The sequence below is a fragment of the Roseovarius amoyensis genome, assembly GCF_003260265.1.
Taxonomy (GTDB): Bacteria; Pseudomonadota; Alphaproteobacteria; order Rhodobacterales; family Rhodobacteraceae; genus Roseovarius; species Roseovarius amoyensis.
Map to the genome: position 1 here is coordinate 174,582 of NZ_QITQ01000001.1, position 16,316 is coordinate 190,897.

19 protein-coding genes and 2 tRNA genes are annotated in these 16,316 nt (G+C 65.6%); 7 read left to right on the forward strand and 14 right to left on the reverse strand.

Annotated elements, in window-relative coordinates; all coding sequences use genetic code 11:
• Positions 1–58: 58 nt before the first annotated feature.
• Positions 59–1,312 carry a helix-turn-helix domain-containing protein gene (locus DL899_RS00825; RefSeq protein WP_111731870.1) on the reverse strand — a complete coding sequence of 418 codons (1,254 nt, stop codon included), beginning with the start codon at positions 1,310–1,312 and terminating at the stop codon, positions 59–61.
• 113 nt (positions 1,313–1,425) lie between these two features.
• The gene (gene hemA, locus DL899_RS00830; protein WP_111732067.1) at positions 1,426–2,649 is read right to left on the reverse strand and encodes a 5-aminolevulinate synthase; all 1,224 of its coding nucleotides are present in this window, start codon (positions 2,647–2,649) and stop codon (positions 1,426–1,428) included.
• A 277-nt stretch (positions 2,650–2,926) separates the two neighbouring features.
• On the opposite strand from hemA, the gene DL899_RS00835 reads away from it, so the two are divergent.
• The 3 genes from DL899_RS00835 to DL899_RS00845 are packed head-to-tail and all read left to right on the forward strand — an operon-like array spanning position 2,927 to position 5,108.
• Complete coding sequence (locus DL899_RS00835) at positions 2,927–4,312, forward strand: dipeptidase (RefSeq protein WP_111731871.1); 1,386 nt, start codon at positions 2,927–2,929, stop codon at positions 4,310–4,312.
• 57 nt (positions 4,313–4,369) lie between these two features.
• On the forward strand, positions 4,370–4,837 hold the full coding sequence (locus DL899_RS00840) for a YbjN domain-containing protein (protein ID WP_111731872.1): 468 nt from the start codon (positions 4,370–4,372) through the stop codon (positions 4,835–4,837).
• 25 nt (positions 4,838–4,862) lie between these two features.
• Positions 4,863–5,108 carry an alpha/beta fold hydrolase gene (locus tag DL899_RS00845; protein ID WP_111731873.1) on the forward strand — a complete coding sequence of 82 codons (246 nt, stop codon included), beginning with the start codon at positions 4,863–4,865 and terminating at the stop codon, positions 5,106–5,108.
• Between the two features lie 44 nt (positions 5,109–5,152).
• On the opposite strand, the gene DL899_RS00850 is transcribed toward DL899_RS00845, so the two are convergent.
• Positions 5,153–5,229: transfer RNA gene (locus tag DL899_RS00850), tRNA-Asp, on the reverse strand.
• A gap of 22 nt (positions 5,230–5,251) precedes the next feature.
• Positions 5,252–5,328: transfer RNA gene (locus DL899_RS00855), tRNA-Asp, on the reverse strand.
• Positions 5,329–5,528: 200 nt separating this feature from the next.
• Here DL899_RS00855 and DL899_RS00860 point away from each other — a divergent pair.
• A complete protein-coding gene (locus DL899_RS00860; protein ID WP_111731874.1) occupies positions 5,529–6,035 on the forward strand; it encodes a YdcF family protein in 507 nt (168 codons plus the stop codon).
• A gap of 6 nt (positions 6,036–6,041) precedes the next feature.
• Here the strand turns inward: DL899_RS00860 and DL899_RS00865 are convergent, their stop codons facing one another.
• The 5 genes from DL899_RS00865 to DL899_RS00885 form a co-directional block, all read right to left on the reverse strand.
• Entirely contained in the window at positions 6,042–6,434 is a 393-nt protein-coding gene (locus tag DL899_RS00865; protein WP_111732068.1) for a hypothetical protein, read from the reverse strand.
• Positions 6,435–6,459: 25 nt separating this feature from the next.
• Positions 6,460–6,867, reverse strand: coding sequence for a universal stress protein (locus tag DL899_RS00870; protein ID WP_111731875.1), 408 nt, complete (start codon positions 6,865–6,867; stop codon positions 6,460–6,462).
• Positions 6,868–6,935: 68 nt separating this feature from the next.
• Positions 6,936–7,841 carry a DMT family transporter gene (locus DL899_RS00875; RefSeq protein WP_111731876.1) on the reverse strand — a complete coding sequence of 302 codons (906 nt, stop codon included), beginning with the start codon at positions 7,839–7,841 and terminating at the stop codon, positions 6,936–6,938.
• A gap of 49 nt (positions 7,842–7,890) precedes the next feature.
• The gene (locus DL899_RS00880; RefSeq protein ID WP_111731877.1) at positions 7,891–8,193 is read right to left on the reverse strand and encodes a DUF5665 domain-containing protein; all 303 of its coding nucleotides are present in this window, start codon (positions 8,191–8,193) and stop codon (positions 7,891–7,893) included.
• Complete coding sequence (locus tag DL899_RS00885) at positions 8,190–8,510, reverse strand: antibiotic biosynthesis monooxygenase family protein (RefSeq protein ID WP_111731878.1); 321 nt, start codon at positions 8,508–8,510, stop codon at positions 8,190–8,192. Before DL899_RS00885 ends, DL899_RS00880 begins: the two co-directional genes overlap by 4 nt.
• Before the next feature lie 137 nt (positions 8,511–8,647).
• On the opposite strand from DL899_RS00885, the gene DL899_RS00890 reads away from it, so the two are divergent.
• A complete protein-coding gene (locus DL899_RS00890; protein WP_111731879.1) occupies positions 8,648–9,295 on the forward strand; it encodes a hypothetical protein in 648 nt (215 codons plus the stop codon).
• A gap of 6 nt (positions 9,296–9,301) precedes the next feature.
• Here DL899_RS00890 and DL899_RS00895 read toward each other — a convergent pair whose 3' ends face one another.
• Both DL899_RS00895 and DL899_RS00900 read right to left on the reverse strand, forming a co-directional pair.
• Positions 9,302–11,593: a right-handed parallel beta-helix repeat-containing protein gene (locus DL899_RS00895; RefSeq protein WP_111731880.1), complete on the reverse strand. Its 2,292-nt coding sequence runs from the start codon at positions 11,591–11,593 to the stop codon at positions 9,302–9,304.
• A 193-nt stretch (positions 11,594–11,786) separates the two neighbouring features.
• Positions 11,787–12,194 carry a c-type cytochrome gene (locus DL899_RS00900; protein WP_111731881.1) on the reverse strand — a complete coding sequence of 136 codons (408 nt, stop codon included), beginning with the start codon at positions 12,192–12,194 and terminating at the stop codon, positions 11,787–11,789.
• Positions 12,195–12,348: 154 nt separating this feature from the next.
• Between DL899_RS00900 and DL899_RS00905 the strand changes: the two genes are divergently transcribed.
• Positions 12,349–12,792, forward strand: a complete 444-nt coding sequence (locus DL899_RS00905; RefSeq protein WP_111731882.1) for a DMT family transporter — start codon at positions 12,349–12,351, stop codon at positions 12,790–12,792.
• An 83-nt stretch (positions 12,793–12,875) separates the two neighbouring features.
• Entirely contained in the window at positions 12,876–13,145 is a 270-nt protein-coding gene (locus tag DL899_RS00910) for a hypothetical protein (RefSeq protein WP_111731883.1), read from the forward strand.
• A 4-nt stretch (positions 13,146–13,149) separates the two neighbouring features.
• Here DL899_RS00910 and DL899_RS00915 read toward each other — a convergent pair whose 3' ends face one another.
• The 3 genes from DL899_RS00915 to DL899_RS00925 all read right to left on the reverse strand — a co-directional run bounded on the left by DL899_RS00915 (position 13,150) and on the right by DL899_RS00925 (position 16,212).
• On the reverse strand, positions 13,150–14,127 hold the full coding sequence (locus DL899_RS00915; RefSeq protein WP_111731884.1) for an Ldh family oxidoreductase: 978 nt from the start codon (positions 14,125–14,127) through the stop codon (positions 13,150–13,152).
• 119 nt (positions 14,128–14,246) lie between these two features.
• On the reverse strand, positions 14,247–14,930 hold the full coding sequence (locus DL899_RS00920; protein WP_111731885.1) for an ABC transporter ATP-binding protein: 684 nt from the start codon (positions 14,928–14,930) through the stop codon (positions 14,247–14,249).
• Positions 14,923–16,212: a lipoprotein-releasing ABC transporter permease subunit gene (locus tag DL899_RS00925; RefSeq protein WP_111731886.1), complete on the reverse strand. Its 1,290-nt coding sequence runs from the start codon at positions 16,210–16,212 to the stop codon at positions 14,923–14,925. The genes DL899_RS00920 and DL899_RS00925 overlap by 8 nt, the downstream gene beginning before the upstream one ends.
• Between the last annotated feature and the right edge of the window lie 104 nt (positions 16,213–16,316).

Sequence of the window (16,316 nt, forward strand, 5' to 3'; positions counted from 1 at the left end):
AATCACCGGCCGGTTCAATATGCATGGGGATTGCTGATCGTGCTCCGCCCGGACCGCGCTATTCGCTGGCGACGCCCTGTTCCAACGAGGCGACATAGCTTTCGAGGTCGCGGTCATCGCTGATATCGGCGACCTCGTAACGCCCGGTCAGCGCCTCGGCATCCAGCGCCAGCCCCGAGGTGACCGAGCCCTTGGGCCCGACCGGGCCGTAATGCTGCCCCGCCACCTGGAAATAGATCGCACCCGATTCGCCCACGCGCAGCGCTGGCGGCTCCTCGGTCGCGGGCACGTCGTAGGTATCGCCGCCATTCAGGATGCCCTCGAACACGACGGCGCCGCCGGCATCGCTGACCCGGACCCAGGCCGGACGTACCGCGACAATGCGCACGCCGGGCGGCGGGTCGGCCACCACCTTGGGCGGGGTTGCCGGTTCTTCGCCGCTCACGGCGCTGGCGATGGCGGTTTCGATAGCACTGCGGTCGGTTCGCGGAATATCGGGCAGGCTGGCGCTGAAGGTTCCGATCTCGGACGGATCGAGGGTCGAGATCGGCGCATCGCGCGCCACCATCACCGGCATGTCCAGCGCCTCGGGCCGATAGAGCCGTTCAAGCCCGTCACCGTCATTGCCCTCGAATGCGTCGACGCCGGCCAGTGTAACGCCGCCGCGCAGCGGATCATCCGCCAAGCCGGCGGTGGCCGCCACCCCGTCAAGCGGGTCGAGATCGGTCAGCACGTCGGGGGTGTTTTCGACCGGCGCGACCTGCACGCGCTGGATTTCGTTGATCACGCTCCAGCCGCCATAGCCAATGCCGGCGATCAGCGTCAACAGCACCAGGGCCGAGCCCAACGCGCCCGGCTCGACCCGGCTGAGCAGGCTTTCACGGGCAGGCAGGAATGGCGTCGCGGGGGAAATCAGCGGATCAGCGCCCCGCCCGGTCGCCCGCTTGGTGCGCGGCGCGGGCTTGCGGTTGCTCGACGCACCCGCCGACATGCCATGCGCCACCGAGAAACCGCATTCAGCGCAGAACGCGGCAAAGGCGTCATCCGGGTCCATACCGAGATAACGCGCGTAGGACCGCACGTAACCGGGAATGAAACCGGGGGTATCAAAGGCATCGGGATCGGCGTTTTCAATTGCGGCGATATAGGTGGCGCGAATGCGGATCTCGCGTTCGACGTCCAGCAGAGACTTGCCCATGGTCGCGCGTTCGCCGCGCATGAGGTCGCCCAGGCGCAGATCGTAGCCGTCAAAGCCGCGTGGCTTGTCCGTTTCTACATGGGTATCAGCCGATCTCCAGCGGCGTATGGCCATGCGCACCCTGCCCCTTGCTTCCCGTCGCCTGCAACCGAACCGTGATTCGGTTCCCGCCCTTTTGTTTGCGATAACCTACCACAGTGCAACTTTCTTTGCACGCGGGGCGGGATTCAGGCGCTCAGTTCGGCACGATTCAGCGCGCAGCGGCTCCAGAGTTCGTCCATGGCGCGAACGAGCTTGTCCATCTCGTCCGGTCCATGCACCGGCGACGGGGTAAAGCGCAGCCGCTCGGTGCCGCGGGGAACGGTGGGGAAATTGATCGGCTGGACATAGATACCATAGCCTTCGAGCAGCATGTCGGAAAGCTGCTTGGTATGGACCGGGTCGCCGACGATCACCGGCACGATATGGCTGCCGTGGTCGATCAGCGGCAGGCCCATCCCCTTGAGCCGGGTCTTGAGAATTCGGGCCTGGGTCTGTTGCAGATCGCGCCGCTCCTGATCGCGCTTGAGATGCGCCACGCTGGCGGCGGCACCAGCCGCAACGGCGGGCGGCAACGACGTGGTAAAGATGAAACCCGGCGCATAAGACCTTATGGCGTCACACATTTTCTCGCTTGCGGCGATATATCCGCCCATCACACCAAAGGCTTTTGCAAGGGTTGCGTTGATGATGTCCAGCCGGTGCATCAGGCGGTCGCGCTCGGCCACGCCAGCGCCGCGGGGGCCGTACATGCCGACGGCGTGGACCTCGTCAATATAGGTCAACGCGCCGAATTCGTCGGCGGCGTCGCAGATCGCCTCGATAGGTCCGAAATCGCCGTCCATCGAATAGACGCTTTCAAAGGCGACCAGTTTGGGCGCGGCGGGATCGTCAGCCGCCATCAGCTCGCGCAGATGCTCGACATCGTTGTGGCGGAAAACGCGCTTGGCGCCGCCATTGCGGCGCACGCCTTCGATCATCGAGGCGTGGTTCAACTCGTCCGAATAGATGATCAGCCCCGGAAACAGCTTGGGCAGCGTCGACAACGTGGCGTCGTTGGCGATGTAGGCCGAGGTAAAGAGCAGCGCCGCCTCCTTGCCGTGCAGGTCGGCAAGCTCTGCCTCGAGCCGCTTGTGATAGACGGTCGTGCCGGAAATGTTGCGGGTGCCGCCCGAGCCGGCGCCGGTGGCGTCGATCGCTTCGTGCATCGCCTCAAGGACCACGGGATGCTGGCCCATGCCCAGGTAATCGTTGCCGCACCATACGGTGATCGGCTGCTCGGTGCCGTCAGGGCGGCGCCAGGTGGCGTGCGGAAACTGCCCGCGCTTGCGTTCGATGTCGATGAAGGTCCGGTAACGGCCTTCCTCATGCAACCGGGCAATCGCTTCGTCCAGCTTGGCGTTATAGTCCACGTCCGTGCCCTCCTTGGCCGTCCTTGGCCGCATCCGGCCCTTACGTCCCCTGCCCCGATGACATGCCCCGCCTCGGGCGGCGGGATCGGTGCTTGTTGCAGGAATACGGGGCCTTGATAAAGCCGCCGCGCCCGCAGTGCAATCCGGACCGGGGTCCAACAGGGCCAAAGGTACAAATTGTCGCGCTTGCCATCCTTGACCTAGGTCAAGCTTCTGGACAGTAGCGCGCCGGCTGATAGCTTGCCCCCGAAATCAATCATCCTGCAGGGAGCGCGACATGACCGCCGACGCCGTTCTGAGCCGCATAGACGACCAACTCACCCCCGCGCTGGACCGTCTGATGGCGTTCCTGCGCATCCCGTCGATTTCTACCGACCCGGCCCACAAGGACGCCTGCCTGCAGGCCGCCGACTGGCTGGTGAACGATCTGCGCAGCATCGGCATCGCGGCAGAGCGGCGCGACACGCCGGGCCATCCGATGGTGGTGGGCCATGTGCCGGGCGACGGGCCGCACCTGCTGTTTTACGGCCATTACGACGTTCAGCCCGTCGACCCGCTGGATCTGTGGGAAACCGACCCGTTCGAGCCGGTGCTGCAGGACACGGAAAAGAACGGCCAGGTGATCCGGGCGCGCGGCGCGTCCGATGACAAGGGCCAGTTGATGACCTTTGTCGAGGCCTGCCGCGCCTGGAAAGAGGTCAACGGCACCCTGCCCTGCCAACTGACGTTCTTTTTCGAAGGCGAAGAGGAATCGGGTTCGCCCTCGCTGATTCCCTTTCTCAAGGACAACGCCAAAGAGCTGTCAGCCGATATCGCGCTGGTCTGCGACACCTCGATGGTGGCGCCGGGTGTGCCGTCGATCGCGTCGCAGCTGCGCGGAATGCTCAAGGATGAATTCACCCTGCACGGGCCACGCATCGACCTGCATTCGGGCCATTACGGCGGCCCGGCGCTGAACCCGCTGAAAGAGATCGCACGCATCATCGCGTCCTTCCACGACGAAACCGGCCGGGTGGCCATCGAAGGCTTTTACGAGGGCGTCGAGGAGGTGCCCGACGAATTGCTGCGCCAATGGCAGAACTGCGGCTTCGACGAGGAAAGCTATCTTGGTTCTGTCGGGCTCAGCCGCCCGCACGGCGAAGAAGGCTATTCCACGCTGGTGCAGCAATGGGCGCGTCCGACGCTGGAAATCAACGGGCTTTGGGGCGGCTATCAGGGCGCCGGCAGCAAGACGGTGATCCCGGCCGAGGCCCATTGCAAGCTGACCTGCCGGCTGGTGGGCGACATGGACCCCGACGCCGTGCGCGAACGCCTGCGCGCCCATGTCGAGGCGCGCCTGCCGGTGGATGCACGGGTGACGTGGGACAACGACCTGGACGGATCGCCCGCAGCGGTGATGGACATCTCGCGCCCCGAGTTCGAGCGTGCCCGCCAGGCCCTGTCCGATGAATGGGGCCGCGAGGCGGTCTTTGCCGGGATGGGCGGGTCGATCCCGGTGACGCGGCATTTCAAGGATATTCTCGGCCTTGAATCGATGCTGATCGGTTTCGCGCAAGAGGATGACGCGATCCACAGCCCGAACGAAAAATACAACGTCGAGAGCTTTCACAAGGGGATGCGCAGCTGGGTGCGTGTGCTTGATTCGCTGAGCCGCCGAACCTAAGCTGGCGGCGCCCGCCGGCATCCTCGCGGGCGCACTTGTTATCGAAAGGATATTCCGTTGGCCCTGAAGAACACGTTCCTTATTGCCGCTGTGATGCTCGCCACCACAACCTTGGCCTCGGCCCAGACGGTTTCTGCGGCCTATCCCGAAAGCATCGCAGCGGCCCTGCTCAAGAACGGCTATCGCGCCGATGTGACCACCGACAGCGACGGCGACCCGATGATCGAGAGCGCCGCGTCGGGATGGAATTATCGGATCATGTTCTACGGCTGCGAGAACAACCGCGCCTGCCAGGACGTGATGTTCAGCGCCGGTTTCGACATGGACGACGGCATGTCGATGGATTCGGTCAACAGCTGGAACCAGAACAAGCTGGTGGGGCGGGTCTATCTAGACGACGAGACCGACCCATATATCGTGCATTTCGTCGCCGGAATGGACGGCATGACCGGCCCCGCCTTCGAACGGCTGATGCAGAGATGGGAAGCCGCACTGGGCGAATTCACGGATTATATCGGCTGGTAAGCGGCAGTGCCGTGCCCGCATCCCGATGAACATACCCGGCTTCACCGACCGCACCGCCACGCTGGACGGCATCGAAATCGGCTATAGCACCGGCGGGAACGGGCCGCCGCTGTTGCTGCTGCACGGCTTTTCGCCGGCCAGGGACAGCAGGTCACCTGCCCCACGCTGGTACCTTTCGGTGCGCAGGGGGCGATGGCGCAAGCATTTCTTCCCCGACACCGCGCCCGAGGCGACAACGACAGCGCTGGCCGGGTTCCTTGGCCCGCATTGACACGGGAAACCCCTGAGCAGGGAATATGTGGATTTTCTGGAAAGTGGCGCGGTTGACGGGACTCGAACCCGCGACCCCCGGCGTGACAGGCCGGTACTCTAACCAACTGAGCTACAACCGCACAATCATATCCTGGGCAGCGGTGGCGCGGTTGACGGGACTCGAACCCGCGACCCCCGGCGTGACAGGCCGGTACTCTAACCAACTGAGCTACAACCGCCCGCTGCCAGCCCGAACCTTGGCCCGAGCGTGATGCGCTTCTTATGCGCGCCGCATTGCCCCGTCAAGCACGCGCACGGGCAAAATCGCACCCCGCGGCACGGAAATCGTGCGGCACTTGGCAAACCCGCCGATTTTCGGGCGGCGCGCCTTCCTGCCGCCGGCGCTTGTCTGCATCTTGCGCGCTGCTAGGTTCGTGCGATGACGGGGAACACGGTCGATGATACTGCCGATGCGGCATTGGTACTGGGGGCAGCGGCGCATGCCGATGGGCGGCCCTCGGCGGCGCTGCGGCGCCGGGCGCTGCATGCCGCGCATCTATATGATCAAGGCCGGGTGCGGCTGATCCTCGCCAGCGGCGGCCCGCCCGGCGCCTCGCCCACCGAGGCGGAGTTGATCCGCCAGCTCTGCATCAAGGCCGGCGTGCCTGACAGCGCCATCCTGGTCGAGCCATGTGCCGCCACCACCGCCGAAAATATCCGTCTCAGCCTGCCGATCCTGCGCAAACACAAGATCACGCGCGTCTGCCTGGTGACCGACCGCTTTCACGCCCCGCGCGCGGCGATGGTGGCGCGGGCGGCGGGGCTGTCGTTTACCCTTTCCTGCCCGCACGCCGACGGGGTCGGGTGGCTGAAACTCTGCCGGCTGTGGCTGCGCGAGGGGGTGGCGATTGTCGTCTATCGCTATCGTATCTGGCGCGGTCGCTGAGCGTGCTCAGCGCGCCACCGTCACGTTCACGTAGCGCCCCACCCCGCCAGAGCCATAGATGCGCACGAACACCGTCGCACCACCCTGCAACAGGTTGCGCCGCGCACCGGGGTCGATCCGGCCGTTCATGATCATCCGCTCCATCGCGGCGCGGTTGTCGATGTTGCCAAAGAACGGGTCCCATTCATCACCGTTCTGGGCGACGCCAAAGCGGTGGTAGTTGGCCCGGTCCTGGCGCAGCACCTGCCAAGGCTCCGTCAGCCACGCGCCCTTGGAATTGTGCAGATCGGCCTGCCCGATATAGGCGGTGTAGCTGCCGATCAGTTCCTGCGCCGCGGCCGGCAGGGCACCGGCCAGCACCGCCGCCAGCGCAGCGGCAATCATCCTGCGTGAAAACATCACCCGTTCCTTTCGCATCCGCCGCTCAGCGAATCACATGCACCGCGCATTTTGCGTGGCGCACGACCTGGGTGGCGGTGCTGCCCAGCAGCAGGTTTTGCATACCCGGGCGATGGCTGGCGATGACGATACAGTCAACGTCGTTGTCATCAGCCCAGTCCAGGATCGTGCGTCCTGAATGGCCATCGACGACCACCCCCTTGGCGTTCGGCATTTCGCCGGCCATGTCGGACAGTTCCTTTTCGATCGCGATGCGGCTTTCCGTCAGGTATTCCTGCGGCATGTAGGAAATCGCGTAAGAGGGTATCTGTTCGAGCACATGCAGGATCGTGATGCGCCCCTTGTCGCCGGCCAGCAGACGCGCCACGGCAATTGCGCCGGCGGCGTCGCGGCCTTCGTCGAAAGAAACGGGAACGAGAATATGTTTGTACATCTGGACGTCTCCTGAAATCTGAACAAAGCGATTATGTCATAAACCGGCACGCCACACATTGACCCAAATCAGCCCCTGCGCAACCGGGCCGCCACGCGCCCGTCGGTCACCAGCAGCCCGGTGGCAATCAGCCCGAACCCGTAAATCGCACCGGGCGACAGCCGCTCATCCAGGAAAACGGCCCCGAGGATCACCGCCACCGGCGGGATCAGCAGTGTCACCAGCAGCAGGTTTGCCGCGCCCGCCCGGGCCAGGATGCCGAAGTAAAGCATATAGGCCAGCGCCGTTGACAGAAACGCCAGCGCCAGCAGCGCCGCCCAGACCGGCGCGGCCAGGTCGAGCGACGGCACGCCGTCGACCGCCAGCACCACCGGGATCAACAGCACCGTGCTGCCGGCCAGCATGCCAAGGGCATTGGCGTCCGCCGGCTGATCCGCCAGGGTGCGCCGCGCCCAGACCCCGGCAAAAGCATAGCTGAGCGCCGCCCCCAGCACCGCAAGCTGCGCCAGGTCCGTCAGGTCCAGCCCACGCAGCAGGTCGGGCCCGATGATCACCGCCACCCCGGCCAGCCCCAGCCCGGCACCGCCCAGCTTTCTGGCCGTCAGCGGCTCGTCACGCAGAAAGACCGCCGCGACCACGGCGGCAAACACCGCCGTGGTGCCGTTCAGGATCGCCGCCAGCCCGCTGTCTATCCGGGTCTGCCCCCAGAAGATCAACGAGAACGGTATCGCGTTGTTGAGCGCCCCCATCACCAGCCAGGCGGCCCAGACACGCAAGGCACGCGAAATGGCGACACCGCGCAGCCGGATGATGACCAGCATCATCGGCAGCGCGAGCCCCACCCGGAACAGGGCGATGGTCATCGGCGGCACCTCGGTCAGCGCCACGGCGGCAAAAAAGAACGACCCGCCCCAGAGCGAGGCGAGCGCCAGCATCATGGCGGCGGCAACGGGGGTGATGGTCGGGCTTGTCATGACCCGCTCTGTGACACGGCTGCCCCTCTCCGGCGACCCGGATCTTGCGCTAATTCCCGGCCGCCGATTGCATCTGCCGAACGATCTCGGCCGCCCATTCGCCGATAATCGGCAGGAACTCGACCTGACTAAGGAACCATGCCACCAGCGACAGCAGGACCGAGGCCCCCAACACCGTGCCAAGGCCAAAGGCCAGCCCGCGGGCAAGGTTGAACGCCAGCATCTTCGGAACCGAGGCGTGCAGGCGCAGGAACCGGTGTCCGTTCAGGCGCACCAACTCTGCCCGCAGGGCCTGCAACTCGGCGCACAGTTCCGCCTGCGGATCGGTCTCGTCCTGCTGGTCCTTGCTCAACCGAAGGTCACCACGATGTCGTACATCACTGGCTCGAAGCTCTTGCACATCTCGTTGATCACACGGTTGCGCTTGCGCATTTCATCGGTCCTGAGCATCGCCTGATAATCCTCGCGCCGCTGCCATTGCGAATAGTTGGCGATCCGGGTCTGGGCGTCGTTGACATGCAGCGCCGCCGAGATGAACCCGGGCTGTTTCGAAATGAATTCCTCATAGGCCGACAGCAGCGCCTCCAACAGGTCCTGGCAGGTCAGCGGGCTGGTGTCGAAGGTGGCGATGATGGTCTGGCAGCTGTGTGACTGGTTGATGGTTGGCATGGGCGGTCCTCCTTGTGGGTCCAGCCTATCACCTTGCGCGGCGCGGGCAACGCGTGACACTGGCGCAGGGGGCGACCGCTTGTTAACCACTCGTTTACCAATCCGGGCGCAGGCTGCGGCCGGGGAGGAATGCCAGAATGCTGCGTGCGGCGCTGTTGCTCTTGCTTTGGCTGTGGACCGGCCCGGCGGCGGCAGGTCCCTGGCCGCTGGCCGCCGGAGAGGGGCATCTCAGCCTCGGCATCGAGGCCGATCCCACCGAAGGCACCGGTCATTACGCCACGCTCTACGGCGAACGGGGGATCGGGGCCGGGCGCGTCCTGGGCCTGGACCTGGGGCATTCCGAGGACAGTCTCGACAAGGCGGTGCTGTTCCTGCGCCGCCCCTTCGGCGGGGGCGGGCCGGACACCCCCCGCGCCTGGGAAATCGGGGTCGGCGTGGTCGACGACCACGCGGCGCTGCGCGCCGGCATCTCGGCCGGGCGGGGGTTTTCGCTGACCGGCCGCCCGGCATGGATGGCGCTCGAAAGCCGCGCCGCGATCTTTGACGAAGATGGCGCCGGCCGGATCGAGACCGACCTTACCCTGGGCGCCGAAAACGGGCGCGGCAACAAGTGGCTGGTTCAGCTACAGATGGCCGCGCCCTCGGACCGTTCACCTTATGTCAAGATCGCGCCGGCCTATGCGTTTGCAGCAGGCCCCGGCCGTCACCTGCTGCTGGGGGTGACGGCGGGGGTGGTGAACACCTCCGACACCCGGCTGAGCATCGGTTTGTGGCAAGGGTTCTGACCCCGCTCAGACCGGGTTGTCGATGCGCAGGCGCACCACGACCGTGCCCTTGACCGGCTCGGCCCAGCGCAGGTGCACTTGGTCATTTTCAGGGCCCTGCTGCACCTCGCAATAGGGCATGCCGTAATGCACCGCCCCGCCGCTGGTGCGGATCGCCCCCTCGGGCGTGACCGATTCCACCGTCCGCGCCCAGGCATCGAACGGCAGCGACGGGTCGGCCTCGACCACCCAGGTCGACGATGCGCTGGCTTCGGTGTGGCGCAGCGCCAGCGGGCTTTCCACCGGGTGGTTGACGTTGTTGAAGGCATTTCCGGCAAAGACGATATTCTTGAACCGGCTGTAGTCGAGTTCGGCAAAGCTGGTGTCGATCCCCTCGACCCGGTCGATATTGCCGTCGATCAGCCGGAAACTGTTGCCGGTGACGTTCAGCCCGGTGATGAAATGCCCCGGGCCATAGGGCTTGATCAGGATGTAGTTGAACGACGGGGCCGAGCTTTGCGACAGGAAGTTGTTGTTGGTGATGCTCATCTGGCTGAACGAGAATTCGCTGGCGAAATCCGGCGCCTCGTCGTGCTCGTTGGTCCACTCGATCGAACAGTTGTCGATGTAGTTGCCGGTGATGGTGGCACGTGAATTGGTATGCGCCATCACCAGCCCGGCCGAACGCGGCCCCGGATCTGCGGCATCGCCCTGAAAGATGTGGTTGCCCGATATCACCGAACTGGTGCCGCCGATCACCGCGAAATACCGGAAATAGGCGCAGCGGTTGTCGCGGATCTTGACGTCGTTTCCGTTGGTGTTCAGCCCGACCGACTGGCGCGCGGGGACCAGCACGCTTTGCTCTTCGGACAGAAACTGGCAGCGGTCCACCATCATGCCCTGGCAGCCCTCGCCGGGGCTGGTGACGCCGCGGTCACGCGGTCCCGTAAACCAGCAGTCGCGGATGTGAAAGCTGACCCCGCGCGTGGCCAGCATCACCCCGTTGCATTCGTTGCGGCACAGGAAATCGAGGTTGGACAGCGTAAATTTCGAGATCTTGTCGAAACCGCTGAAGTCCAGCATGTACTTGAACCGGTGGAACGTGAACGTCTGGGTTCCCTCGGCATCATACAGCGGGCGGCTCAGCTCGATGGTTTCTGCGGCGACGTTCCTGGATCGCACATAGACCTCGCGGCCCACGCCGCTCCCCTCGACCAGCGCGCCCACGGGGATGTTGGCGACATTGGCGACGCTGTTCAGCTCAAAGGGTTTCGAGGCGCTATAGCTGGCCTGCGAGGACACGCTCTCGGTATCCCAGTTGGAACCGGCCACGACCGAGAACTGCCCGTTGCTGATCACCCGGCGCTGCGCGAATGCGCTGACATTGGGTGCGGCAGTGGCCAGGTCGATCGGCTCGCGCAGGTCGATCTTCATCCCCTCCATGTCCAGCTCCACATGGTGCGGGCTGCTGATCAGCGACTGAAACGCCTTGCGAAAACCCAGCGCAGCATCGCCAAAGGCGGCCGCATAGGCCGGCAGGCCGAAATCCCGCATCAGGGTCAACACCTTGTCGTCAGGCATCGTCACGGTGCCGACAAAGCGCGTCCGCGATTGCAGCGTCACGCTGTCGCCCAGGAAATAGCTGCCTTCGGGTACCAGCACATCGCGCCCCGCGGCGGCGGCATCGGCGGCGACAAAGGCGGCGTGGTCGTCGGCAACGCCATCCCCCACGGCGCCGAAATCGCGCACATCGACCGCGCCGATCATGTCGCGCAGGAAAAGCTGCGTCACATCCTCGATCTCGATATCGTCGATGCGCACCACGCCGCCGGCCGGCCCGGTCAGGTCAATCCCGAAATGCCCATAGATCGGCCCGGTGCCCCAGGGCATGTCGACCCCCCCGCGCGCACCCGATCCGACGATGGCGCTGACCTCGACCACGTCGCCATAGGCGGTCAGCGTCACCTCGGGCCCTGTCTCGATCAGCCCCGACACATGAACATCGCCCGCGCCCCCGGCCCAGCCCGCGATGCGCACATCCGGCATCGCGCCGCTTACCGCCTTGACCCGCGCGCAGATGCGCAGATAGCAGCCCGGCAGGATCGGCGTCTGCCCCATATAGCGCAGCTTCATCGTCGCCTGCGTCTTGAGCAGTTCCAGCGCGCCGCCGAAATCGGCATCCGAAGGCACGAACGCCGCGTCGAGCGACCCCTCGTAGGTGTCCGAGCCCGGCGTTCCGTCGCCGCTCGACCAGGCGTCGAGCCCGTCCGCGAAAGCCGGCGGCATGAATTCGATACCGTCGGTGATTGCCTTGTTCATCGCATCCCCTTTCCGCATCCGGGCCAAAGACATGCCCGAACGCCATCACAATGATCCGGCCGGAGCGCACGCCGCCGGCGAAAACGGGGAATTAGGGATGCAAGGTTAATTACGGCTCAGGACGGCGCGCGTTGCGCGCGGCCCTTTCGCCGGGTTGACAGGCGGTTGTCAGCCTGCGTTCAGCAGACCCCGTTCAATGCGCCTGGATGGTGCGCAGATAGGCCACCAGGTCGGCCACTGCGCCACTGGTGGTCACGCGGGTGCCGTCCTCGGCCTCGACGGTTTCGCGTCCGCCTTCGTGAAAGAAATCTCCGTAAACCGGCATCTCGCTGCCATGCGAAACCAGCGGGTCGCGCCCGTCGATGCGCGCAATCACCCGGTCGAGCGGAAAGATACCGCCGTTCCCGGCCTTCAGCACTGTCAGGTCGACCGGCTTTATCATCAGCACCGGGTTCATCGGCCCGTTGCCCTCAGCCATTTCGCCATGACAGGCCGAACAATAGCGCCAATAGGTTTCACGCCCGGCCTCGACATCCGCCGCCATCGCGGGCACCGCCATCATCGCCGCGCCCAACAGGATTGCCGCACTTGTTCTCGTCATGCCCGTAATCCGTACTGTTGCAAGTCATGATACCCACGGCCACGCGACCGCGCGCCACCACACCACCACGCCCGAAGCACACACACATTGATCTGGATCATTGCTCCGCAGCATGTCATCTTGCGCCGCATACCACCACCCAACAGGATTCCCGATGCCCGTAAACACCACTTACGCCCTCGTCATGCTTGCAGCCGGTATTGGCATTCCCGTTCTTGCCGCGCTCAATGCCGCGCTGGGTGTGCGGCTCGGCTCTCCGGTGGCTGCGGCTGCTATCCTCTTCGTGGTAGCGCTTGCCGCCACCCTGCTGGCGCTTGCGTTGACTGGTCCAACGGCGGTACGGGGCGCAATCGGCGCGCCGAAGCATCTGTTTCTGGCCGGACTGCTGGTGGCGTTCTACGTGCTGTCGATCACCTTTATCGCGCCGCATTTCGGGGTCGGAAACGCCGTCTTCTTCGTGCTGCTGGGCCAAGTCATCAGCGCCGCCATAATCGACCATTTCGGGTTTTTCGGTGCACAGATTTCACCGCTGTCGCTGACGCGCACCGGCGGTATCGCGCTGGTGACGGCAGGGGTTTTCCTGACCCAAAAGGTCTGAACCGGCCCACACAGGCACTATTGAAGCCAGGCCGATTCGATCCCATTTCTGTCGGGAACACCCGCACACCGAGGATATCCGCCATGCCCAAGCACCCTACCCGCCGCATGCTGCTGGCCTGGGCCGGGCTTACCGCCCTGCCCGCAGCCGCCGTGCTGGCCCAGGAAACCGAGGAACACAACCCGACCGACTTCGTCCCGCGCCGCTTCACGCCCGAGGAATTCGAGCGCCTCAGCGCAGCCGAACTACACAAGGTAAAGCTCGCCATCCGGCGCGGCCGGACCATCCTGATCGACGGCTTCACCGCCTCGGAAAGCCGCAAGATGATCAAGGCCGCAAAGCGCAGCGACTGAAACCCTACCCGCCCGCCAGCGCCACCGCCTGCGCCCAGGCATCAGGGTCGGGCGTGACAGGGTCGGCGGGCCGGCGCCCTGCACCGGGGATGCGCGCGCCCTCGTCCTGCGCCACGACGCCCGCCACCCGTGCGAAACGGGCTTGGAATGCGTCCGACAGGGACGGGTCTATCAGCAGGTAATAGTCGCCGATGTCGTGCGGCGCGCCCTCGACCGCCCTGAACGGGCCGATATCCGGCCCGGCCCGGCTGCCGGTCATGCCGGCGGCCAGCAATTCGGCCATCAGGCCAAAGCCCCAGCCCTTGTGGCCGCCGGTGCTCAGCAGCGATCCGGCCAGCGCTGTCTCGGGGTCGGTCGTCGGGTTCGCCTCGGCATCCACTGCCCAGCCTTCGGGGATGACCTCACCCGCCGCCTTGGCCATGGTGACCTTGCCCAGCGCCACCTCCGTGGTCGACTGGTCAAACAGCATCGCCACCCCGCCCTGCCCGTCCGGCACGGCGAAAGAGATCGGGTTGGTGCCGATCACCCGTGTCCGCCCGCCCGGCGGCGCCACCACCGGCGTGGCGTTGGTGACCCCCAGCGCGATCATCCCCTCCCGCGCGATCCGGGCGGTGAAATAGCCAAGGCTGGTACAGGTATGGGCATGCGCGATGGCCAGGCTTGCCACGCCGCAGTCGCGCGCCGCCTCGATCGCCTGCGGCCAGGCGCGGGCAAAGGCCGGCTGCGCAAAGCCGAACCGCGCATCCGCCGCCACCGCGCCCGAGCGGGGGCGGGTCACGTCCGGTTCGACATCACCCTTAACCCGGCCCGAGCGCAGTTGCTTGCAATAGCTTTCAAGGTAGTAGAGCCCGCAAATGCGGTTCCCCAGCCCCTCGGCCTCGGCCACGGCGTCGGCAACCTCTGACGCCACCCATTCCGCCGCACCGTGGCGGACCAGCGCGCGCGCCACTGTCGTCTTGATCTCCTGCAACGTCACCTGCATGGCGCACCTCCCCTTGCCACGTTCCAGCCAGATTGGCGGGCCGGGGTCCGGGGGTCAATCGCCCATCCGGCGCGTGCCGGTTCAACATTTCGGAAAAAAGCCCGCGCCATGGCCTGCGCTCAGGCCGCCACCACCAGCCCGTCCTGCAGCCTGACAACCCGATCCATGCGCGCAGCCAGTTCCAGGTTGTGGGTGGCGATCAGCGCCGCCAACCCGGTGTCGCGCACCAGTTCCACCAACGTGCCGAAAACCCGGTCCGACGTCGCCGGATCAAGGTTCCCCGTCGGTTCGTCCGCCAACAGCAGCCGGGGCGAATTGGCCAGCGCCCGGCAAAACGCCACGCGCTGTTGTTCCCCCCCCGACATCGCCGAGGGCCTGTGCCCTGCGCGCTCTGCCACACCCACCCGGGTCAGCAGATCGTCCGCCCGCGCCGCCGCCTGCGCCCGCGACGTGCCGTTGGCCAGTTGCGGCAGCATGACGTTTTCACGGGCGGTGAATTCGGGCAGCAGGTGGTGAAACTGGTAGACGAACCCGACCTCGCGGCGGCGCACGATGGTGCGGCGGCGGTCGGAAAGGCCGGTCATCTCGGCCCCGCCGATGGCGACCTGCCCGGCATCGGCGGTATCAAGCAGCCCGGCGATATGCAGCAGCGTCGACTTGCCCGCGCCCGAGGGCGCCACCAGCGCCACCATCTCGCCCGCGGCCACCTGCAGGCCTGCGCCGCGCAGCACCTGCACCTCGCCGGTGTTGCCCTTGTTATAGATCTTCTCGATCCCCTCAAGACGCAGCATCGGCTCACTCATAGCGCAGCGCCTCAACCGGATCGAGCCGCGCCGCCCGCCGCGCCGGAAAGAGCGTGACGACAAAGCTGAGCCCAAGCGACAGCATCACCGCCGACAGCACATCCGGCAGCTCCAGCTTGGCCGGCAGGTTATAGATGCCCCGGATCGACGGATCCCACACCTGCCCGCCCATCAACACGTTCACGAAGGAAAAGATCGGGTCGATATAAATCGCAAAGAGACACCCCAGAACCACGCCAAGCAAAGTGCCGATGACACCGGTAAAGGCGCCGCAGATAAAGAACACCCGCATGATCGACCCTTCGGTCAGCCCCATCGTGCGCAGGATGCCGATATCGCGGCCCTTGTTCTTGACCAGCATGATCAGCCCCGAGGTGATGTTCATCGCCGCGATCAGCACCAGGATCGACAGGATCACGAACATCACATTGTCCTCGACCTCGAGCGCGCGCAGGAACCCGCCAGAGGCATCGCGCCAGGTCCAGACCTGCGCCCGCTCGCCCGCCGCCGCCAACAGCGCCGGCGTCATCTCGTCCACCGTCTCTGGCGTTTTGACCATTACTTCCAGCTCGTCGGCGCGCCCCTCGCGGTTGAAAAAGCTCTGCGCCTCGGCAAAGGGCAGATAGACGCGCACGCGGTCGATGTCATAGCGCCCGGCCGAAAAGATATAGACCACCTCGTAAGCGTTGATGCGCGGGCTGGTGCCGAACGCCGTCTTGGCACCATTGGGCGAGATCAGCTTGATGCGGTCGCCGATACCCACGTTCAGCTCGCGCGCCACGCCCGAACCGATGGCGATGCCCGACGCGAACGCCCCGATATCGCCGACCGCAGTGGTGGGGTCGGCGATGCGCGGGATGGTGCGCAGATCATCGGGCGCGATGCCAAACACCTCGACCCCGGCGTTGCGCTCGCGTGCGCTGGCCATCACCTGCCCCTTGATCAGCGGCGCGGCCCGTACCACCCCCGGCACGGCGCGCACGCGTTCCGCCATGGCGTCATAATCGACGATGGTGCGATCAATGCGCCCGGTCTGGTCATCGACAGTGCCGGCGTTATAGAGGGTTACATGGGCGTTGGCGCCCAGGATGGTGTCGACGAACTCGGCCCGAAAGCCCGATCGCACCGCCAGCGTCGCGATCAGCGCGAACACCGCCAGGGTAATGCCGACCAGGCTGATCCATGTCATCGTGCTGACACCGCCCTCGGCACGCCGCGCGCGCAGATAGCGCCAGGCGATCATCCATTCGAAACGGGCAAACGGGGCGGGAGTGGCTGCCACGACGGCTCCTCAGGTCGAATTTTGCGGCGGACACTGCGACTTATCCGCCCCGGGGTCAAGCGCGAGGGCTATTCCACACCTGCAAGGCAGTGCCATCGGCATCC